Annotated in this window: 17 protein-coding genes; 9 read left to right on the forward strand and 8 right to left on the reverse strand. The window is 73.2% G+C overall.

What is annotated here, in order from left to right; translation table 11 throughout:
* Nucleotides 1-148 precede the first annotated feature (148 nt).
* Together ABZ956_RS19145 and ABZ956_RS19150 are read left to right on the forward strand one after the other, a co-directional pair.
* Entirely contained in the window at nt 149-1,174 is a 1,026-nt protein-coding gene (locus ABZ956_RS19145; RefSeq protein ID WP_361894580.1) for an Ig-like domain-containing protein, read from the forward strand.
* Between the two features lie 212 nt (nt 1,175-1,386).
* Nucleotides 1,387-1,905, forward strand: a complete 519-nt coding sequence (locus ABZ956_RS19150) for a DoxX family protein (RefSeq protein ID WP_361894583.1) — start codon at nt 1,387-1,389, stop codon at nt 1,903-1,905.
* A 37-nt stretch (nt 1,906-1,942) separates the two neighbouring features.
* Here the strand turns inward: ABZ956_RS19150 and ABZ956_RS19155 are convergent, their stop codons facing one another.
* Together ABZ956_RS19155 and ABZ956_RS19160 are read right to left on the reverse strand one after the other, a co-directional pair.
* Nucleotides 1,943-2,188 carry a hypothetical protein gene (locus tag ABZ956_RS19155; protein WP_361894586.1) on the reverse strand — a complete coding sequence of 82 codons (246 nt, stop codon included), beginning with the start codon at nt 2,186-2,188 and terminating at the stop codon, nt 1,943-1,945.
* Complete coding sequence (locus ABZ956_RS19160; RefSeq protein ID WP_361894589.1) at nt 2,175-3,566, reverse strand: PspC domain-containing protein; 1,392 nt, start codon at nt 3,564-3,566, stop codon at nt 2,175-2,177. The genes ABZ956_RS19155 and ABZ956_RS19160 overlap by 14 nt, the downstream gene beginning before the upstream one ends.
* 134 nt (nt 3,567-3,700) lie before the next feature.
* Here ABZ956_RS19160 and ABZ956_RS19165 point away from each other — a divergent pair, with 134 nt between their 5' ends.
* From ABZ956_RS19165 to ABZ956_RS19175, 3 genes are all read left to right on the forward strand, one after another.
* Nucleotides 3,701-5,320, forward strand: coding sequence for a serine/threonine-protein kinase (locus ABZ956_RS19165; RefSeq protein WP_361894592.1), 1,620 nt, complete (start codon nt 3,701-3,703; stop codon nt 5,318-5,320).
* Nucleotides 5,321-5,411: 91 nt separating this feature from the next.
* A complete protein-coding gene (locus tag ABZ956_RS19170) occupies nt 5,412-6,692 on the forward strand; it encodes a PspC domain-containing protein (protein WP_361894594.1) in 1,281 nt (426 codons plus the stop codon).
* Complete coding sequence (locus tag ABZ956_RS19175) at nt 6,689-7,381, forward strand: response regulator transcription factor (protein ID WP_361894597.1); 693 nt, start codon at nt 6,689-6,691, stop codon at nt 7,379-7,381. The genes ABZ956_RS19170 and ABZ956_RS19175 overlap by 4 nt, the downstream gene beginning before the upstream one ends.
* Before the next feature lie 10 nt (nt 7,382-7,391).
* Here ABZ956_RS19175 and ABZ956_RS19180 read toward each other — a convergent pair whose 3' ends face one another.
* Nucleotides 7,392-8,471, reverse strand: coding sequence for a hypothetical protein (locus tag ABZ956_RS19180; RefSeq protein WP_361894600.1), 1,080 nt, complete (start codon nt 8,469-8,471; stop codon nt 7,392-7,394).
* Between the two features lie 23 nt (nt 8,472-8,494).
* A complete protein-coding gene (locus ABZ956_RS19185; RefSeq protein ID WP_361894603.1) occupies nt 8,495-9,541 on the reverse strand; it encodes a hypothetical protein in 1,047 nt (348 codons plus the stop codon).
* Nucleotides 9,542-9,716: 175 nt separating this feature from the next.
* Here ABZ956_RS19185 and ABZ956_RS19190 point away from each other — a divergent pair, with 175 nt between their 5' ends.
* Entirely contained in the window at nt 9,717-10,832 is a 1,116-nt protein-coding gene (locus ABZ956_RS19190; protein ID WP_361894606.1) for an alpha/beta hydrolase-fold protein, read from the forward strand.
* Nucleotides 10,833-10,852: 20 nt separating this feature from the next.
* Here ABZ956_RS19190 and ABZ956_RS19195 read toward each other — a convergent pair whose 3' ends face one another.
* Nucleotides 10,853-11,941, reverse strand: coding sequence for a C40 family peptidase (locus ABZ956_RS19195; protein ID WP_361894609.1), 1,089 nt, complete (start codon nt 11,939-11,941; stop codon nt 10,853-10,855).
* Between the two features lie 278 nt (nt 11,942-12,219).
* Between ABZ956_RS19195 and ABZ956_RS19200 the strand changes: the two genes are divergently transcribed.
* Together ABZ956_RS19200 and pcrA are read left to right on the forward strand one after the other, a co-directional pair.
* Nucleotides 12,220-12,573, forward strand: coding sequence for a hypothetical protein (locus ABZ956_RS19200; protein ID WP_361894612.1), 354 nt, complete (start codon nt 12,220-12,222; stop codon nt 12,571-12,573).
* Nucleotides 12,574-12,655: 82 nt separating this feature from the next.
* Nucleotides 12,656-15,145, forward strand: coding sequence for a DNA helicase PcrA (gene pcrA, locus ABZ956_RS19205; RefSeq protein WP_361894615.1), 2,490 nt, complete (start codon nt 12,656-12,658; stop codon nt 15,143-15,145).
* Between the two features lie 49 nt (nt 15,146-15,194).
* On the opposite strand, the gene ABZ956_RS19210 is transcribed toward pcrA, so the two are convergent.
* Together ABZ956_RS19210 and ABZ956_RS19215 are read right to left on the reverse strand one after the other, a co-directional pair.
* Nucleotides 15,195-16,820: a M23 family metallopeptidase gene (locus ABZ956_RS19210; RefSeq protein ID WP_361894618.1), complete on the reverse strand. Its 1,626-nt coding sequence runs from the start codon at nt 16,818-16,820 to the stop codon at nt 15,195-15,197.
* Between the two features lie 227 nt (nt 16,821-17,047).
* Complete coding sequence (locus ABZ956_RS19215; protein WP_361894621.1) at nt 17,048-17,956, reverse strand: alpha/beta fold hydrolase; 909 nt, start codon at nt 17,954-17,956, stop codon at nt 17,048-17,050.
* A 385-nt stretch (nt 17,957-18,341) separates the two neighbouring features.
* On the opposite strand from ABZ956_RS19215, the gene ABZ956_RS19220 reads away from it, so the two are divergent.
* Nucleotides 18,342-18,755, forward strand: a complete 414-nt coding sequence (locus tag ABZ956_RS19220; RefSeq protein ID WP_071962626.1) for a cobalamin B12-binding domain-containing protein — start codon at nt 18,342-18,344, stop codon at nt 18,753-18,755.
* Nucleotides 18,756-19,341: 586 nt separating this feature from the next.
* On the opposite strand, the gene ABZ956_RS19225 is transcribed toward ABZ956_RS19220, so the two are convergent.
* Entirely contained in the window at nt 19,342-20,916 is a 1,575-nt protein-coding gene (locus tag ABZ956_RS19225) for a DUF5691 domain-containing protein (protein WP_361894625.1), read from the reverse strand.
* Nucleotides 20,917-20,918 lie beyond the last annotated feature (2 nt).

A 20,918-nucleotide genomic window follows, 5' to 3' on the forward strand; every position in this document is an offset into this window, starting at 1 on the left:
ACCCCCGCCCGTCGGCGGGGGTCGCTCGTTCTTCCGGGCGCCATTGTGGGGCATTTGTCCTGCTTACGATGGTGAGGAGCCGGGGCGTAGGCGCCTCGGCTCCGTCATGTCCGCAAGAGCTGGAAGAAACGAACCGGTAGGTAGAACCATGCGCCTCTCCCGTTGCATCGGGCTGTCCGCCGCCCTGGCCCTGACCGGGCTGGCCGTCGCGGGGTGCGGCGGCGGTGCCGAGGCCGAGGAGCGGCCCGCGAAGTCCTCCGCCCGGGGATCGGCGGCCCCCGGGCCGTCGAGCCCGGCGCCCGTCACCGAGAAGCCTGCCCCGCCCGCCACGATGCTCACCGCGGCCGCCCGGACCGTACGGCCCGAGATAGCCCCTGCGGGCGGCGAGAAGGTCGGCGTGGGGCAGCCCATCGCGATCGTCTTCAAGCAGCAGAAGGTGTCCGAGGAGCTGCGCGCCGGCATCGAGGGACGGCTGAAGGTCTCCACCTCGCCGAAGATCCCCGGCGCCTGGCACTGGAACGAGTCCAAGGGCGACACCCGCGTCCACTTCCGCCCCGAGAAGTTCTGGCCGGCGGGCACCAAGGTGACCCTGGACGCCCGGCTCGCGGGCGTGAAGCTCGCCGAGGGCACGGCCGCCGCCGGCGACCGCACCGTCTCCTTCACCATCGGCGACTCCATGGTCAACACCGTGGACCTCAAGACCCACAAGATGACGGTCGTGCGCAACGGGAAGACGCTGCGCACCATCGCCGTCAGCGGCGGTGACGAGGGCAAGGGCTTCGGGACCCGCGAGGGCATCAAGACCATCCTCGGCAAGGAGGGGCGGGTCGTCATGGACTCGCTCTCCATCGGCATCCCTCGCAACCACCCCGACGGGTTCTACGGCTCGTACGACTACAGCATGCGCGAGACGATCAGTGGCGAGTACGTGCACGCGGCCCCCGACAACGCCGAGTCCTTCGGCAAGGAGAACGTCAGCCACGGCTGTATCGGCATGTCCACCGACGACGCCAAGTGGCTGTACGGGCTGAGCCTCAAGGGCGATGTCGTGCAGGTCACCGGCGGTACGAAGCCGAAGCCGATGGACCACTTCGGCAACGGCTACGGCGACTGGAACCTCAGTTGGGAGCAGTGGCTGCGGGGCAGCGCGCTGGGCGTCCGCACCGGCGGCTGAGCACACGCCGCCGCTGCCCACAAGCCCTGTGGACAACCCCCGCCGGACGTGGCGGGGGTTGTCCACAGGGCTGAACGCGTTCCGGCCCCCGCCCGTATGGTCAAGGGGCGATGGGTGATGGGCGATGGCGGTTCGCGGCGGTCCATCACGGTCACGGTCCATCAAGGGTCCGGCGCGGGTGGAAGGCGAGGGAGGCGGCTATGGCGGGCGGCATGTCGATCACGGGGCGCGGAGACCTGGGGCGGTACGCACTGCTGCCGCTGCGCCTCTTCCTGGGGATCACGTTCGTCTACGCGGGGCTCGACAAGCTCACCGACTCCGCCTTCATGGCCGGGGAAGGGCCGGGCTCGGTCGGCGCCTTGATGGAGTCGGTGCGCGGGACGGCGGCGATGCCGGGGCTGGTGGACCTGGCGCTGAAGAGCCCCGTCGGCTTCGGCTACGCGATAGCGCTGGGTGAACTGGCGGTGGGCATAGGCACCCTGCTCGGGGTGTTCGCCCGCGTGGCGGCGGCCGGTGGGGCGCTGATCTCGCTCAGTCTGTGGCTCACCGTCAGCTGGGCCGCCACGCCGTACTACTACGGCAACGACCTGGCCTATCTGATGGCGTGGCTGCCGCTGGTCATAGCGGGCGCGCCCCTGCTGTCGGTGGACGCGGCCTGGTCCGGCCGTCGCCGGGGGAGGGGTCATGGCCGGGGCCGGGGCCGGGGCCGCAGGGGCACGCTGTTCGGCTGAGCCGGGCCGTGGGCCCGGCGGTGGGCCGGACGGGTGGTCAGCGCAGTTCGCGGGGGCGGTCGTTGCGATCGTTGCCGTCGGTGGCGCGGGCCCGGTGGCGGCGGACGGCGAAGGCGAGGGAGGAGACCACGCCGGCCAGGCAGAAGCCGGCGACCATCGCGGGCAGCAGGAGATAGGAGGGGAAGTGCCACCGGCCGCCGGCGGCGGCGAGGTAGGCCAGGCAGCCGCCGAGCAGGACCAGCCCGATGACGAGCTTGCCCGGGTCGAAGTCATGACGTGGCACGAGCCACCTCCACCTGGCCGATGGCGGCCTTGAGTTTGATCTCGAGGGTGCCGTGCGAGGGGTGCCCGGCGGCGGGGTCCAGCGTGAGGTGCTTGTGCTGCCCGGGCTCGACGTCGATGTCATCGCGCCGCTCGCCGGGCAGCTGGATGTCGCCGAGGCCGATCTCGATGTCCAGGCGTGCCGTCACGTCCGGCGGCAGGATGACCTTGAGCTGGCCGGCGCCGACCTCGGCGACCAGGTCGGGCGGTGTGGCGCCGCCCTGCGACCAGGCCGGCGCGGTCAGGTCGAGTACCGCCACGCCGCTGCCCAGTTCGAAGCGCTCCCGGACGTCGGCCGGGCCGGCCGGGCGCCAGGTCGTGCGCGTCCACTCGCTGGTCACCGTCTTCGGCAGGGCGGCGGCTCCGGTGAGCAACGCTCCGGTCAGCACGGCCGCGACGACCGTGCCGCCGCCCGTGCGCCCGTACAGCGAGCTGAGCGCGATGCCCAGGCCGAAGACGCCCAGCGCGCAGGCCAGGCCGATCTCGAGGGAGGTGCCCAGCGGCTGGTGGTGCCAGGTCAGGCCGGTGCCGAGGCCGCAGGCGACCAGGGCCAGCAGGAAGGTCCAGCCGCCCAGTTGCCGTCCGGTGGGCGCGGGGCGCGCGGGCGCGCGGGCGGCGGTGGTCGCCGTCTCGTAGGGGCCGTCGTCGGGTCCCCACAGATAGCCGGTGCCGGCGGTCCCGGCCAGGGCGGCCGCCGCCGGGTCCTTGACGGGGTCGCGCCACCAGGACGGCGTGCCCGGCGCGGGGGGCGCCTGCGTCTCCGGCGGGGCATCCACAGCCTTGTGCGGCTTGTGGGGTTTGTGTGCCTTGATGGCCTTCTGTGTCGCGTGGGACGGCGGTTGCTCGGTCGCCGGTATGCCGTCGGCCGCCGCTTCGGCGCTCGCCCCCCTGGCCCCCGTCGCCCCCTGCGCCCCCCTCGTTTCGTCTTCCTCCACCAGGTCGCGGTACCGCGACCAGTACGCGGCGCCGCTGGCGGCGATCATCAGCATGAGCGCGAAGGCCAGCACACCGCCGTTGTTGAGCATCGACAGGAACAGCCCGCAGCCCACCAGGGCGCACAGCACCGCCGTCAGTGCCGGCCCCTCGACGCGGCCCGACAGCATCCGCCGGCCCTCGTTCTCCTCCTCGCCCTCCAGCGGGACGAGCAGCCAGGCGAAGCCGTAGACGATCAGGCCCAGCCCGCCCGAGACCCCGAGCACCCCCAGCACCACACGGAAGATGACGGGGTCCATGTCGAAGCAGCGGCCGAGCCCGCCGCAGACGCCGGCGACCATCTTGTGCTCGCGGCTGCGCCGCAGCGGCGGTCGGGTCCCGTGCTCGGCGGTCGGTGCGTCGGTCATGGGGACATGGTGTCAACCGGAACGTGCATATGACATCCGTGACGACCCTGGAGGTTCCCTGAGATTCTCCCTGAGGCCCGGCCGGTTAGGGTGTGGCGGATCGAACACACACGGGGGAACCGGAGGGGCGCGCGGTGCACAGTGCAGTGCCTGGCACGGGACGGCTCATCGCCGGCCGGTACCGGCTCGTCGAGCGCATTGGCCGGGGTGGCATGGGCACCGTCTGGCGTGCGGAGGACCAGTTGCTGGCCCGTCAGGTGGCGGTCAAGCAGCTGCACGTCTCCCCGGGGCTGGAGGAGGACGAGCTCGCCACCCTCTACGAGCGCACCCGCCGCGAGGCGCGCAGCGCCGCCCGCATCACCCACCCCAACGTCGTGGTCGTCCACGATGTGGTCGAGGACGCCGGGTTGCCGTGCATCGTGATGGAGTACGTCCCCTCGACCACCCTCGGTGACCTGCTCGGCGATGGCCCCCTGACCCCGGACGAGGCCGCCCGCGTCGGGCGCGGCATGATCGCGGCGCTGCGCGCGGCGCACGCGGCCGGGGTGCTGCACCGTGACGTCAAGCCCGGCAACGTACTCCTCGGCGACGACGGGCGCGTCGTCCTCACCGACTTCGGCATCGCCCAGGCCAGCGGCACCTCGACGCTGACCAAGACCGGCGAGATGGTCGGCTCGATCGACTACATCGCGCCCGAGCGGGTCAAGGGCGCGAAGCCCGGCCCCGCCTCCGACCTGTGGGCGCTCGGCGCCACGCTCTACCAGGCCCTGGAGGGCCGGCCGCCGTTCCGCCGGGACACGGCGGTCGAGACGGCCTACGCCATCGCCATGGACCCGCTGGTTCCGCCGCGCGGCGCGGGCCCGCTGACGAAGCTGATCGAGACCCTGCTGGCCAAGGACCCGGACCTGCGGCCCCCCGCCGAGCTGGTCGAGCAGATCCTGCGCGAACCGGCCGCCGAGCCCGAGACGGCGTCCTCGCACGCGCGGCCCGGCCACCGGCCGCGGCCCCGCCCCCAGCCGCCGACCGCCCCGGAGACCCTCGCCACCGCCACCCCCGGTACGCCGGGCGGGCCGTCCGCGACCGCCACGGCGACCGCCACGACCGGCGCGCCCGCCGGTGCCCGCCGGGGGCGTGCGGCCCTGTGGAGCGCCGCCGCGGCCGTCGTCGTGGCGTCCCTGGCCGCCGGTGCCTACGTCCTCGCGCAGGGCGGCGGTCAGGAGCACGACGAGGCCGCGCCCCCGCCCCGGCAGGAGGCCGGCCCGAGCTCGTCCACGACCCCCGAAGCGACCCCGCTGCCCCCCGTGCCGAAGGGCTACCACCTGGCCGAGGAGAAGAACCTCGGCGTCTCCTTCCCCGTCCCGGACGGCTGGCGGCGCACCACCAAGGGCGACGAGATCCTCTACGTCGACCCGTCCGGCCTGGTCGGCCTGCGCGTCGCCGTGCTCGACCTCGCCAGCACCGACCCCCTCCAGCACTGGAAGGACGACGAGGCCAAGTCCCAGAAGGAGGGCAAGCTGCCGGGCTACCGGCAGCTGCGGATGCAGAGCACGACCTTCCGGGGCCGGCCGGCGGCGATCTGGGAGTTCACCTTCCGGGGCTCGGCGCGGCCGTTCCGCGCCGCCGACCTCGGCTTCGGCCGCCCGGGAGGCAAGGAGTACGCGATCTACCTCTCCGCGCCCGAGGCCGACTGGCACAAGCACAAGAAGGTGTTCGACGACGTCCGGGACGGCTTCCGCCTCCCCGAGGACGGCTAGCGGACAGCCGGCGGACGGCGGACGGCGGATAGGGGAGCCGTCAGGGACGACCCTGATGCCGGTGGGCACGCACCCGTGTGACGATCGGGGCATGACCGCCCCGCCGCACACGCCCCACCTTGACGCCCCACCCCTGCGCAAGCTCTACCGCAGCGCGGACGGACGGCTGCTCGGCGGAGTGGCCCGCGGCCTCGCCGGGCACCTGGGAGTTCCGGTGTCGTGGGTGCGGCTGGTGTTCCTGGCCCTGTTCATGGCCCAGGGCATGGGCGCGCTGCTGTACGCGGTGTTCTGGTTCGTGGTGCCGCTCGGCGTGGGCGGCGTCGAGGCGCCGCGCCGGGCCGTGGCCGAGGTCTCCGCCGACGGGCGCCTGCGACTGTTCGCCCGCAAGCCCGACCGCGGTCAGGTCTTCGCGCTCATCGCGCTCCTCATCAGCGCCGCGATCTTCCTCGACCGACTCCATCTCGGCCGCGCCAACACCTACATCTGGCCCCTGATCTTCATAGGGGCGGGTGTCGCCCTCGTCTGGCGCCAGGCCGACAACGCCCGCCGGGCCCACTGGATGGAGGTCGGCCGCCGCAAGCGCGTCCTGCCGCTGGCGCGCGGCGCGGCGGGTGTGGTGCTCGTCGGCGTCGGCGCGACCGGCATCGTCGTCCTCCAGGGCTCGGCCGAGCACCTGGGCACCGTGCTGCAGGCGTCGCTCGCCGTGCTGGTCGGCATCGCGCTCCTGGCCGGTCCCACGGTCGTCCGGATGACGCAGGACCTCTCGGCCGAGCGGACGATGCGCATCCGCGCCCAGGAGCGCGCCGAGGTCGCCGCCCACGTCCACGACTCCGTCCTGCACACCCTCACCCTGATCCAGCGCAACGCCGAGGACCCCCGCGAGGTCGCCCGCCTGGCCCGCGCGCAGGAGCGGGAGCTGCGGAACTGGCTCTACAACCCCGAGGGCCGCGGCAAGGAGGAGGCCGAGGAGCCCCGCACCCTGGCCGAGGCCGTCAAGGCCACTGCCGCGGAGGTCGAGGACTACCACGGCGTCCCCATCGAGGTCGTCGTGGTCGGCGACTGCCCGCTCGACGAGCGGCTCGGCGCCCAGCTGCAGGCGGCCCGTGAGGCCATGGTCAACGCGGCCAAGTACGGTGGCCAGGGCGGGGCCGTGCAGGTCTACGCCGAGGTCGAGGCGCGTACGGTCTTCATCTCCGTCCGCGACCGGGGTCCCGGCTTCGACCTGGACGCGGTGCCGGACGACCGGATGGGCGTCCGCGAGTCGATCATCGGCCGGATGCAGCGCAACGGCGGCACGGCGAGACTGCGTTCCGCGCCCGACGGGGGGACGGAAGTGGAGCTGGAGATGGAGAGGGCGGAGAAGGCGACATGACGAGCGAAGAGACCGGCGGGAGCGTCGCACGGCACGTCAGGGTGGTGCTCGTCGACGACCACCGCATGTTCCGCACGGGCGTGCAGGCGGAGATCGGAGCCACCGACCGCACGGGCGTCGAGGTCGTCGGCGAGGCCGCCGACGTCGACCAGGCGGTCACCGTCATCACCGCGACCCGGCCCGAGGTCGTCCTGCTGGACGTCCACCTCCCGGGCGGCGGGGGAGTGGAGGTGCTGCGCCGCTGCGCCCCCCTGATGGCCGACCAGAACGCCCCGGTCCGCTTCCTCGCGCTGTCCGTGTCCGACGCCGCCGAGGACGTCATCGGCGTCATCCGCGGCGGTGCGCGCGGCTACGTCACCAAGACCATCACCGGCACCGACCTGATCGACGCCGTCTTCCGGGTCAAGGACGGCGACGCGGTCTTCTCGCCCCGGCTGGCCGGCTTCGTGCTCGACGCGTTCGCCTCGACCGACGCGCCGCCGGTCGACGAGGACCTGGACCGGCTCACCCAGCGCGAGCGCGAGGTCCTGCGCCTGATCGCCCGCGGCTACGCCTACAAGGAGATCGCCAAGCAGCTCTTCATTTCGGTCAAGACGGTCGAGTCGCACGTCTCGGCGGTGCTGCGCAAGCTCCAGCTGTCCAACCGGCACGAGCTGACGCGCTGGGCGACGGCGCGCCGCCTGGTCTGAGCGCCGGGGCCTACGCCCATGCCTGCTGCTGGTAGTGGGGCAGGCCGTCGAGGCCCCGCAGGGCGACGAGGACGCGGTTGTCCGCCAGCCGGGCGGGCACCACGTCCGACCAGGTGCCGCCGACGGCGTCGGCCTGCGAGAACACGCCGCCGTTGACGGCCTCCTGCCTGCTGACGGAGAACTGGCCGTCGGCCCTGAGCTGGTAGACCTCCAGCCGCCCGTCCTGCGCGAGGATCGGCCGCGGGGTGGCCAACGTCTCGCCCGGCAGCTTCTGCGGGCTCTCCCAGGAGCGGTGGCCGGCCCGCGCCACGCAGTGGTGGCCCGTCGTGCCCGAGCGCCAGAAGACGCGGACGTACTGGTTGGCGTCGGTGACGGCGGCCGGCGCGCCCTTGACCTCGGCGCCCGGGGCCGAGACGCGGAACCAGTCGCCCCAGTCGGTGATGCCGTCGGCCTTGGTCTGCGCCCTGCCGCAGACCTGGTGCGAGTCGTCGTGGCGGAAGACGAACAGCCGCCCCTGGCCGTTGCGGACGACGGCGGGCGGCAGCGCGACCTCGCCGCTGCGCACGTCCCCGCCCAGCCCGTAGGGCCTGAGCCACGCCGACCGGTAGCTCACGTCCTCCTGCGTGATGAGGCTGAGGCCCTTGGCGCTGTTGGTGTAGAAGACGGAGATCCGGCCGTCGGCGTTGAGGGCGGCCGTGGGGTCGCCGGCGACGCCCTTGTCGAGCAGCCGCGTCGGCGAGGACCAGGCGGAGGCGGCGTTGATGCCCGCCTGGCGCTGCGTCCACAGGCCGCCGTCCGGGTCGCGCCAGAAGACGTGGATGACGCCGTTCGGGCCGCGCAGGGCGGTGGGGTCGCCGGCGACGGTGCCCTGGGTGTCGTCGACGGCGTCCCACTTCTGGGACCAGGACCCGTCCTGGTTCTGATGCCTGCGGGCGAGTCCGTCCTTCCTCGTCCGTACGACGCAGGCGAGCCGGTCGTCCGCGTGGGGCGCCAGCGCGGGCCTGCCGAGGTGGCCCCCCTCCAGCCCGCTGCCGCCGAGGAGGGTGGCGTGCGGGTCCCACCTGAGACCTGGGGCGATGGACGGCGCCACGCGAACTCCTTACGTACGGAGGCTTACTGCTGCGGGATGCTGTAGAGCTTGTTGCCGTAGCGCAGGAGCAGCACGATGCGGTTGTCCCGCATCACGGCCGGCACCGGGCCGCCCGACCAGCCGGCGTTGTTGAAGGTCTCGAAAGCGGAGAACTCGACGCTGTTGACGGCCTTCTGACGGGCCACGCAGATGTCGGCGCTGGCGGCGGTGTTGCGGCTGAACGCCTCCAGGACGCCGTCCTGCGCGAGGACGGCCCTGGGCGTCTCGACGATGCCGCCCACCAGGCTCTGCGGAGGCTCCCACGCGCTGTACCCCGCGCGCTGGACCGTGTGGTGGCCGGTGGTGCCCGCGCGCCAGAAGACCCGGATCCGCTGATCGGCGTCGTTGGCGGCGGACGGCCCGCCGGTCACCCCGGCCCCCGGCGCCGAGACGGGTACGAAGCGGCCCCACGCGTCCACGGCGTCCGCCTCGGTCTGCGCGACGGCATGCACGTCGTTCGTGGCGGTCGTCACGAATGCGTGCAACCGGCCGTCGCCGCTGCGGGCGACCGCCGGGGCGAACGTCACCGCCCCGGTGCCCGCGTCGCCGCCCAGGCTCCTCGGGGTGCTCCAGCCCTTGTAGTCCGTCCGCTGCTGGTACACGTGGCTGAGACGGCGCCCGGTGTCGTTGTAGAGGACCGAGATCCGGCCGTCGGCGTTCAGGCCGGCGGCCGGGTCGCCGGCGGCGTCCGCCGCGATCTGGGCGGGGGAGGTCCAGCCGGCGTTGATCTCCCTCTGGCGCATCCACCACAGGCCGCCGTCGGGCACCCGCCAGAAGATGTTGATCAGCCCGGCGGCGTCCCGCCGGGCGGCCGGGCTGCCGGTGACGTTCCTGGCCACCTCGCCGTAGGTCTCCCAGGCGGACCAGGACAGATCCCGGTTGTGCCACCGGTGCCCGAGGCCGTTGTCCACGTACCGGCAGATCACCTGGACGCGGTCGTCGGCGTTCAGGGCCACGCAGGGCAGCTCGACGAAGCCGCCCTCCAGGTTCGTGTGGGAGGCCCAGGACAGGCCCGGAGCGGTGGCCGGCACAGAGCCTCCCATGACTGCGGTGCGGAGTGATGCGACCACGCATCGTATCGACGGGCGGGCGGCGCTCCGGGCCCGCCACGCCGCCCCGCCCGCGCCCGCGGGAACCTCTTCGCCCTTCCCGTCATCTACTCACAGGCGAGAGGCACAGAACCGGAAACGAGAGCCCGATGACCCGATGAGCCTGACGGGAACCCCCTTCTTCCTGACCACGATCGCCCTGGTCGTGGTGGCCCTCGCGCTGCCCCTCGCCCTGTGGGGCAAGGTCCGCGGCCCCCGCCTCGTACGCCACGTCACCCGCTTCTTCATGCTGCTGTTCGCGCAGGTCACCGCGATCACCATGGTCTTTGTGATCGTCAACAACTCCAACGGCCTGTTCGACACCTGGGCCGACCTGCTCGGCACCGGCGACCACGTCAACGCCGCGGCCGACCTCGGCCCGGACGGCACCGGCGGCAAGTCCCTGGACGGCGAGCCGAAGGTGGTGCAGAAGTTCACGCCCGCGTCCGACAAGCGCATGGGCCCCGGCGTCCAGGAGACCAAGCTCAAGGGCCGCATATCGGGCGTCGAGGGCGAGGTGTACGTCTGGCTGCCGCCGCAGTACGACGACCCCGCCTACAAGGACAAGAAGTTCCCCGTCGTCGAGGTGCTGCCCGGCTTCCCCGGCTCGGCCAAGGCGTGGTTCGGCACCCTGAACGTCAACACCCAGCTCAAGCCGATGATGGAGAAGGGCGAGGTCGCCCCGTTCGTCATCGTGGCGCCCCGCACCACGCTCCTCGGTGACGTCGACACCGGCTGCGCCAACACCCCCGGCAAGGTCAACGCCGACACCTGGCTGAGCGTCGACGTCCGCAAGATGGTCACCGACACCTTCCGTGTCGACGACAAGCCCGACGGCTGGGCCGTCGCCGGCTACTCGGCCGGCGCCCACTGCGCCGCCAAGCTGGCCATCGCCCACCCCGACCGCTACCGGGCCGGAGTGAGCCTGTCCGGCTACAACGACCCCATCGGCGAGCCGGGCTCCCTCACCGCGAAGACGCCGCAGCTGCGGGACGCGAACAACCCCTGGAAGATGCTCCAGCACGCCAGGACACCGCCCCGCGTGGCGCTGTTCTTCTCGGGCGCGGAGGGCGACGGCTACCAGGGCGGCCTGGCGATCAAGCAGTCCGCGAAGCCGCCGACAACCGTCCAGGTCAGCATGGTTCCGGCGGGCGCGGGTGGTCATGGCACGGCCGTCTGGAAGCGGCAGGTGCCGGAGGTCTTCCGGTGGCTGACCAAGCAGGTCACGTACTGAGCGGGCGCACGGCCCCGCCGCTAGGCGGGCCGTGACGCTCCCGCGAACGGCATCTGGTCGATCGGCGCGATCCGCACCGGGGCCCCGGGGTGCGGGGCGTGGATCATCCGGCCGCCGCCGATGTACAGGCCGACGTGGCTGATGCCGGAGTAGAAGAAGACCAGGTCGCCGGGGGCGAGCCGGTTCCGGGCGACCCGCCGCCCGGCGTTGATCTGGGTGTACGTGGTGCGCGGCAGCGACACCCCCGCCGCCTGCCACGCCGCCTGCGTCAGCCCCGAGCAGTCGAACGCGGACGGGCCGGTCGCCCCCCACACGTACGGCTTGCCGATCGCCGAGTAGGCGAAGGCCACGGCCCGCGCGGCACGGCCCGACGCGGCCCGGTCCGCACCGGCGTGCGAGGCCACCGGCGCGAGCGCGGTGTGCGCCGCGCGCCTGACGTCCGCGCGCGTGGCGCGGCCGGCGGCCACCACGCCGTCCCCTGCCTCGACCGCCGTGCGCTCGGCGGCCGGGAGCTCCCGCAGCAGCCGCCGGGCCTTGTCGAGCTTGGCCTCGATCGTGTGCTTGTGCGCGGCGAGCGCGGCCTCCTCGCGCCTGAGCTCCGAGAGCCGGGCACCCGCGGTGGTACGGACCTGCTGGACGTCGCGCAGCTCGTGCCGCACCCGGGCGACCGCCGTGGCCTGCCGGGTGCCCGCGCGGTCGGCGAGGGAGGCGCTCTCCAGATAGCGGTCGGGGGAGGAGGAGAGCAGCAGCCGCACGCCGGCGGGCATGCCGCCGTCGCGGTACTGGGCGGTGGCGAAGGAGCCGAGGGCGTTGCGGGCGGAGTTGAGCCGCTCGGTCCTGCGGGCGGCCTCGTCCTGCAGCCTCTCGAGCGCGGACCGCGCCCGGTCGGTCTTCTCCTTCACGCCGTTGTACTTCTCGGTGGCCACTTCGGCCTGCTGGTAGTACCCGGCCACCTGGGCCGTCGCCTGCGCGGGGGTCAGGGCGGGGGCGGCGTGGCCGGTGCCCTCCAGGGCGGTGGCGGTGGCGGCTCCCGCCAGGGCGAGGGTCGCCGCGGTGCGGGCGGTGCTGCCGGCGAGGGGGTTCTGCTTGGGCTTTCGGTGCGTCGCCACGTCGGCCGTCACTTCCTTCGGGTCCGGCAAGAGGTGCCCGGCGGCGGCCCGCACGAGGGGGGGAGGGGCAGGCCACCGCCGTCTGCAGGAGGACGCTAAACCCCGGGGTCACAGGGAAACGGCCATGACCGGTATTGGCCCTATTCGGCTGTTTCGCGACTGTGCGTGCCCGGCGATCCCCGACCGTACGGAAGGAAGAAGCCCTGGACTGACCGAAGCGCCGATTACTCCCACCTGGCCGCCGATGGGTGGTATGGGCCCGGCTAGGGTCGGGCCTCATGGACGTACTCCTTCACGCCGTCGTCGGCCTGCACATCGTCGGCATCGCCGCACTGCTCGGCGGTTTCCTGACCCAGATGAAGGCCATGGGCAAGGGCGAGGCACGCATGACCCCGGCGATGCTGCACGGCGCGCTGACCATGCTGGTCACCGGCGTCGCGCTGGTCGGGATCAACCAGGCCCAGGACCACGCGCTCAACACCGTCAAGCTCGGCGTGAAGATGGCCCTGCTGGTCGTCATCCTGGGCCTGGTCTACGTCAAGCGTGACGACGAGAAGGTCGAGGCGGCCGCGTTCGGGACCGTGGGCGCGCTGACGACGGCCAACATCTTCATCGCCGTGCTGTGGGTCTGAGCCGTCGCCGTGCTGTGGGGCTGACCACTGTCCCCGGGATCCGGGACCGGCTGTCAGCGGGGCGGCCTAGACTCGGGAGGCGATGAGCAGCCTCTTTGACGACAGCTTCCTGGCGGACTTCGCCCCCTCGGACCCCGCCGGGGAGGAGCACCCGCCGCCCCCGGAGGACACGGCCCCGGAGCCGCTGCCGGACGACCTGTTCGGCGGCGCCTTCGACGCGCCCGTGCCGCGCGAGGCGTACTACCGCGACGGCGCCGCCCGGCCCGTCGTGGACCCGGCGGCACTGCTCGAGGGGATGAACGACCAGCAGCGCGCGGCCGTGATCCACACCGGCTCGCCGCTGCTGATCGTCGCCGGCGCCGGCTCCGGCAAGACGCGCGTGCTCACCCACCGCATCGCCCACCTGCTGGGCGCGCGGGGCGTCCACCCCGGCCAGATCCTCGCGATCACGTTCACCAACAAGGCCGCGGGCGAGATGAAGGAGCGCGTCGAGCAGCTCGTCGGCCCCCGCGCCCACGCGATGTGGGTGATGACCTTCCACAGCGCGTGCGTGCGCATCCTGCGCCGCGAGAGCAAGAAGCTGGGCTTCACCTCCTCCTTCTCGATCTACGACGCGGCCGACTCCAAGCGCCTCATGGCGCTCGTCTGCCGCGACCTCGACCTGGACCCGAAGAAGTTCCCGCCGAAGTCCTTCAGCGCGAAGATCTCCAACCTGAAGAACGAGCTCGTCGACGAGGAAGCCTTCGCCGCGCAGGCCGCCGACGGCTTCGAGAAGACGCTCGCCGAGGCGTACGTCATGTACCAGGCGCGGCTGCGCGAGGCCAACGCCCTGGACTTCGACGACATCATCATGACCACCGTCCACCTCCTCCAGGCGTTCCCGGACGTGGCCGAGCACTACCGCCGCCGCTTCCGCCACGTCCTGGTCGACGAGTACCAGGACACCAACCACGCGCAGTACACCCTGGTGCGCGAGCTGGTGGGCACTCCCGAGACGGCCGGCGAGGAGGGCGTCGCCGAGCTGTGCGTCGTCGGCGACGCCGACCAGTCGATCTACGCCTTCCGCGGTGCCACCATCCGCAACATCCTCCAGTTCGAGGAGGACTATCCGGACGCCACCACGATCCTGCTGGAGCAGAACTACCGCTCCACGCAGACCATCCTCAGCGCCGCGAACGCCGTCATCGAGCGCAACCAGAACCGCCGGCCGAAGAACCTGTGGACCGATGCCGGCGCGGGCGCGGCCATCACCGGCTACGTGGCCGACACCGAGCACGACGAGGCACAGTTCGTCGCCGACGAGATCGACCGGCTGACCGACTCCGGGGACGCCAAGGCCGGCGACGTCGCCGTCTTCTACCGGACCAACGCCCAGTCCCGCGTCTTCGAAGAGATCTTCATCCGCGTCGGCCTGCCCTACAAGGTCGTCGGCGGCGTGCGCTTCTACGAGCGCAAGGAGGTCCGGGACGTCCTGGCCTACCTGAGGGTCCTCGCCAACCCCGAGGACACCGTGCCGCTGCGGCGCATCCTCAACGTCCCCAAGCGCGGCATCGGCGAGCGGGCCGAGGCCATGATCGACGCGCTGTCGCTGCGCGAGAAGATCAGCTTCCCGCAGGCGCTGCGCCGCGTCGACGAGGCGTACGGCATGGCGGCCCGCTCGGCGAACGCCGTCAGGCGCTTCAACGTGCTGATGGAGGAGCTGCGCACCATCGTCGAGTCGGGGGCCGGGCCCGCGACCGTGCTGGAGGCGGTGCTGGAGCGCACGGGCTATCTGGCCGAGCTCCAGGCGTCGACCGACCCGCAGGACGAGACCCGCGTCGAGAACCTCCAGGAGCTCGCGGCCGTCGCCCTGGAGTTCGAGCAGGAGCGGGCCGCCGAGGGCGCCGAGAGCCCCGGCACGCTGGCCGACTTCCTGGAGAAGGTGGCGCTGGTCGCCGACTCCGACCAGATCCCCGACGAGGACACCGAGGGCACGGGCGTCATCACGCTGATGACCCTGCACACGGCGAAGGGCCTGGAGTTCCCCGTCGTCTTCCTGACGGGCCTGGAGGACGGCGTCTTCCCGCACATGCGGGCCCTGGGGCAGACCAAGGAGCTCGAGGAGGAGCGGCGCCTGGCCTACGTCGGCATCACGCGCGCCCGCGAGCGGCTGTACCTGACCCGGGCGAGCATGCGCAGCGCGTGGGGGCAGCCCTCCTACAACCCGCCGTCGCGGTTCCTGGAGGAGATCCCCGAGCAGTACCTGACCTGGCGCCGCACCGGGCCCGCGACGCCGTCCGCGTCCTCGCTGGGCGCGGGGTCCGGCATCACGTCGGGCTTCTCGTCGGGGTTCTCGTCCTCCCGGAGCGGGGGCGGCGCCAAGGCGGGGCCCAGCGGTTTCGCTACGCGGCGCGCCAAGGACCGGCCCGTGGTGGCGCTGGCCACGGGCGACCGGGTCACGCACGATTCGTTCGGCCTGGGCACGGTCATCGCCGTCAAGGGCAGCGGAGACAACGCCGAGGCCACGGTCGACTTCGGCGGGGAGAAGCCGAAGCGGCTGCTGCTGCGGTACGCGCCGGTCGAGAAGCTCTAGCCGGCCGGGCGGGCTCGGGCGGCCGGGCCCGGGGCCCGGCCGGCCGCGGTTACGTCGGGTTGAGGTTGTGGCCGCGCAGCCACGGCAGAGGGTCGACGGCCGAGCCGCCGGGCCGTACCTCGAAGTGCAGGTGCGGTCCGGTGGAGTTGCCGGAGTTGCCGGAGTAGGCGATGACGTCGCCGGCCTTGACGGACCCGGACCGGACCTTGGTGCTGCTGAGGTGGCAGTACCAGGTCTCGGTGCCGTCGGGTGACGTCACTATGGCCATGTTGCCGTAGGCCACGTTGTACTGCGTACGGACGGTGCCGTCGGTGGCGGCCATGACCGGCGTGCCGTAGGCGACGGGGAAGTCGATGCCGGTGTGCACCGACATCCAGTTGACGCCCGCCTGGCCGTACATCGCGCTCAGCCCGTGCTGGGAGACGGGGAGGGCGAACTTGGGCCGCTCGCGCTCCTTGCGCGCGGCCTCTTCCGCCTTGCGCTTGCGTTCTTCCTCCTGGCGCGCCTTGAGGTCGATGCGCTCCTGGGTGCGGTTGGCGCGGGAGGCGAAGTCGTCGGCCCCGCGGCTGAGGCTCGCCAGCTGGGTGTCCAGCTTGCTGTTGGCCGCGGAGAGCTTGACGGACGTATCGGGCGCGGAGGCGGCGGTGGTGTGCGTGCTCTCCTTGTCGCCGCCGCCCGCCACGACGGACGCCGCCGCGATGCCGGCCACGCCCATGACGGCGACCGAGGGCACGGCGACGGTCAGCAGCGCCTTGCGGCGCGGGCGGTAACCCGCGCGGGCGGGCGCGCCCTTGCGCCGGCTGGCGCGGGAGCGGTCCGGGGCGTCGTCCTGCCGCGCGGGCGAGGACGCCGGGGCGTCGTCGTCCGGGGCGTCCGGCTCCGGCGGCTCGACGACCATCATGGTGCGCGTCTCGGCGTCGGCCACGGACCGGGGGCCGGGCACGGTGGCCGTGGGCGCGGGGTCCTGGCCGGCGTCGGAGAGGTCGACGCCGGAGAGGTCGACCATGAGCGTGGGCGCGTGCGTGGCCTGGGGCTCGGAGGCCGGGCCGGTACGGGCCTCGGGGCGGTGGTTCTCCATCGCCGCGTACGCGCTGGTGTCCCAGGCCTGCGTCTGCTGGGCGCTGAGATCCGCTGCCCAGGACTCGTCCTGTGACTGGCCCTGGGGCTGGCCCTGGGAGGGGGCCCAGCCGGAGGTGTCCCATGACTGCGAGGAGTACTGCTGACCGGAGGTGTCCCAGGACTGGGGGTGGGCACCCGTGTCCCACTGGTTCGCCTGGTGCTGCCCCGTGTCGTACGAGCCCGCCGCGGAACCGGCCGCACTCCAGGCGCCCGTGTCCCACTGGCCGGAGGTGTCCCACTGGCCGGTGTACTCACCGGTGTGGTGCTGTCCCGTGGGGTACTGCCCGGTGCCGTGCGGGGCTGCCTGCCCGCCGAGGTCGTAGCCGCTGAAGTCCCAGGTCTGGGTCTGGCCGGTGACGCCCCATTGGCTCGTGGTGTCCCAATGGCCGGAAGTGCCTGAAGCGCTGGAAACGTCCCACTGGCCGGAGCTGTAGCCGTCGTACTGGCCGTAGCTCTGGGGGCTGCTCTGCTGCTCGTACGACGGGTAGTACCCGTAGGAGGCATCGGGAGCGGGAACGGACGGAGCCGGGCCCGCCGACGGGTGACGGTCGTTCACCACCACTTCCATTTCGCCTTGGCAGCAGGAGAATTAGCGGCGACTGTACCCGGCGGTATGCGGCGACGACAATCTTCATCCCGTTTCGGCCGGTCGGGGCCTGGGCATTTAGCCGCCTTTTGGCGGACTGAGCCGTGATGGGTCGACTCGACGTTCGATATTCGTTCGACTTGTTATCGGAAGCTTGACGCCGTGGCGGGGCCCGCAGGCCGGGCGGTATCCGGCTGTCAGGCGACGGACGCGGCCCCCGCGGCGCCGGCTTGCGCGTCCTCCGTGGTCAGCGCCTGCCGGATGCCCGCGGCCACCTCCGGGTGAACGGGCAGGGCCAGATGGCCTACGCCGCTTACGCGCACATTGCGCGAAATCAGATCGGGGTGATCGATAGCGGCCGTCTCGACGGGCACCATGATCTGATCCAGGTCGCTCCAGAAGGAGATGAAATGCGTCGCGCAATGCGGCGCCGGCTCGGCCAGCTCCGCGATGACATCAGAATCGGGGCGCATCTGCCGAACCAGTGGATGCGCGGACATCAGGGGCGCCACGCGCGTACCGCCGTGCGGCGTGCCGAGCGTGACCAGAGTGCGCACGCGCGCGTCGCCGCCGAGCCGCTGGATGTAGTAGCGGGCGATGAGGCCGCCCAGGCTGTGCCCCACCATGTCGACCTGCTCGCGGCCCGTGCGGGCGCAGACCTCCTCGACATGGCGGCCCAGCATGCCGGCCGCGGTGCGCAGGTCACAGGTCAGGGGGGAGTAGTTGAGGGACCAGACCTGCCGCCAGCCGTGCCGGCGCAGCGAGCGGCGCAGCAGCACGAAGACCGAACGGTTGTCGATGAAGCCGTGGAGCAGGAGGACGGGCGCGTGCTGCGCCGAGGGCTCCCCGGCGGCCGGGCCCGCCGGCTCGGCGAGCACCTGGGACGCGGCCGGCGCGGGTGGGGTGGGCGGTGCGGGTGGTGCGGCCGGCACCGGAGGTACGGGCAGGGGTGGCGGTCGGCGCTCCTGCGCCACGCCGGTGGGGTACATCAGCAGATGCGCGGTGAAGATCGCCAACTCCAGCACCGTGGAGCGCACGAGCGCCGCCGACGGACGCGCGAGAGCACAAGGGCGCAAAAAGATATGGAGAAAGGGCAGAGCTCCCATGGCCGACCGACCTCCCGAACAGCACACAGAAAGCGACCCTCTCCCCCGTGTGCCCTCCTGGGCAGCTGTGCGCTGCCTGCCGGCACCGCTGTGCCGCGCGGCTGACGGCACAGGGCGCGGCGGCCTCGTCGCGGCTCCCCTCGCGACCGCTCCCCGGCCCGGCGGCTCGGGGTCCGAGCGGGCGGGTGTGGCCCGTGAGACGCGGGGTGTGAAAGCGGTGCGTAGCGAACGTGTTGTCCCACGTGTGATTTCCCCCTCGCTCTCCACCGCGAAACGGCCGCTTGCGGGATGCTGGAGATAACGTTCGTTCACCTCCCCGGCCCTGCGGGCAGGGGTACCTCGCGGCCGGTTGACGGCACGTACTTGCACGTACATGGAGGCAGTGATGGGAGTGACCGGTCCGATCCGCGTGGTGGTGGCCAAGCCGGGGCTCGACGGCCATGACCGCGGCGCCAAGGTCATCGCACGTGCGCTGCGCGACGCCGGTATGGAGGTCATCTACACCGGCCTCCACCAGACGCCCGAGCAGATCGTCGACACCGCGATCCAGGAGGACGCCGACGCGATCGGCCTCTCCATCCTCTCGGGCGCGCACAACACTCTCTTCGCCAAGGTGATAGAGCTCCTGAAGGAGCGCGACGCGGCGGACATCAAGGTCTTCGGCGGCGGCATCATCCCCGAGGCGGACATCCCCCTGCTCAAGGAGCAGGGCGTCGCGGAAATCTTCACCCCGGGCGCCACGACGACGTCGATCGTGGCCTGGGTCAACGCCAACGTCCGCCAGCCGGCGGGCGCGTAGCGCGCGGCGCGCGGCGGGTACGGGTGCCGGTGTCGACACCGGCACCGGCGCGTGGGCCGGCCGCCCCCGTGGCCGCGGGGAGGCGGCGCGCCTGCCGGCGCGCGGCTGACACCTGCCGTCCCACGTGCGGCCCACAGCTGCGGCTGCCGCTGCGCGGCGCGTGGGGCGGGGCCTGTGGTGAGGGCGGGCTGGCCTGCGGCGTGTGCGTGCCGGGCCTGTGGCGTGTGCGGGCTGGGCTTGCGGTGCGTGCCGCCTGGACTGCGACGTGTGCCGCCGCCTGGTTTTGCGGCCTGTGTCGGCCAGTTCTGCCCGCGTGCCTCCCGGCCCTGCGGTCACTGTCGCCCGGTCCTGCGGCCCGTGGCGCCTGGCCCTGCGGCTGCCCGGCCGGCCCTGCGGCCTGTGTCGCCCGGTCCTGCGCCTGCGCCGCCCGGTCCTGCGCCCGTGCCGCCTCGCCCTGTGGCCGTGTCGGCCGGGAGGCCGGGCGGCGCCGGTTGTCCTGTGGTTCGGCGGCGGCGGTCGCCGGTCTGGCACTGGCGCGTGGCGACGTCGGGCTTGGTCGGGCTGGACTGTCGGGGTGCGGACGGGACTACGCGGTGGGGGTGAGCTCTGCTCGCATTGTGGCGCGTAGGTGGAGGGTGCCTATGAGGCGTTGGAACGCCTCCGTCCAGTAGTCGGCCGCGGCCGTGGGCTCCCCGGGGGTGGCCGTGAGGACCGCCAGGCGGTCGGCCTGGGCCGGGTCCAGGCAGCGTTCGGCCAGGCCCATGACGCCGCTGAAGCTCCAGGGATAGCCGCCCGCGTCCCGGGCGCTGTCGAGGGCGTCCACCACCGCCCTGCCCAGGGGCTCCGCCCAGGGCACCGCGCACACCCCGAGCAGCCGGAACGCCTCCGACAGGCCGTGCGTGGCGATGAACTCCGCGACCCACTCGGCCCGTTCCGCCGGCGGCAGCGCGGACAGCAGCTTCGCCGGGTCCAGCCAGGAGGAGCCCTCCGGGGCGGGCGGTGTGGCCGCCGGGCCCAGCAGGGCACGTGACCACTGCGCGTCCCCCTGCCGGACGGCCGCCCGGCACCACGCGGCGTGCAGGTCGGGCTGCCAGCCGTCGGCGACCGGCAGTGCCACGGCCTCCGCCGCACTGCTCACCCCGAACCGCTCGAACCAGATCGCCAGCGGTGCCGCCTCCACCAACTGGCTCAGCCACCACGACCGCTCGCCCCGCCCGGCCGGCGGTTTGGCGACGACACCGTCCCGCTGCATCCCGCTGTCGCACTCGGGCGGCGCCTCGACCACGATGCGCGGCCCGCCGCCGGCGGTGCGGTCCAGGGCGACACAGGCACGGGCCCGCTCGGCCATCCTCGCGGCCAGCGCGGAACCGGGCAGGGCGGACAGCAGCTCGGCCGCCGTGGCGCGGACGTTGCTGCTCCGGTCCGACAGGGCCTGTTCGAGGAACGGCTCGTCGGCGCCGGAGAGTCCCTCGCGAAGGGAGTCCAGGAACATCAGCCGGTCCTCCGCGCGCTCCTTCGCCCACGTCGAGGTCAGCAACTCCCGCGCGGCGGCCGGGTCACGGCGCCGCAACGCCCCCAGGAACGCGACCCGTTCGGCGAACAGCCCCTCCTGCCAGGCGCGCTCCCCGCCGCCGTCACCGCTCATGGCGGTGACGGCCGGCGCCGCGTTCCCGCGCAGCGCGTACTTCCACTGCGGGTTGAGCCGGGCCAGCCACAGCGCCCGGGGCCCGCCCAGGGCCAGCGCGGCCGGGCGCAGGTCGCTGCGGGCCCGGGCCGCCTCCAGCAGCGCGGGCAGCAGCGCCGCCGGGGCACGGTATCCGTGGCCGTTGGCGGCGGCCAGCCACTGGGGCAGCAGCTCGGTGAGGTCGGGCGCGCTGCCCCGGCGCCCCCCGCCGCCGGGGCCCGCGCGGTCGGCGAGCAGCATCGCCAGCCGCCGCCGCGCCGCGGCCGGCAACGCCGGACGCTCGTCCCGCGGCGCCGCCCCGGGCCGCGCCGGGGCCGTGACCGGCACCAGCGCGGCCCGCCGCTGCACGGTCCGTACCGCGGCGGCGTCCAGCAGCGCCGCGGCGGCCTCCTGCCCGGGCTCCCGCCGCACGGGCACGGTGCGCCGCTCGGTGCCGAGCAGCGCGGTGGTGACGAGCTCGTCCCACGTACTGGTCATCT

The sequence above is a fragment of the Streptomyces sp. NPDC046261 genome (assembly GCF_040646235.1).
Taxonomy (GTDB): Bacteria; Actinomycetota; Actinomycetes; order Streptomycetales; family Streptomycetaceae; genus Streptomyces.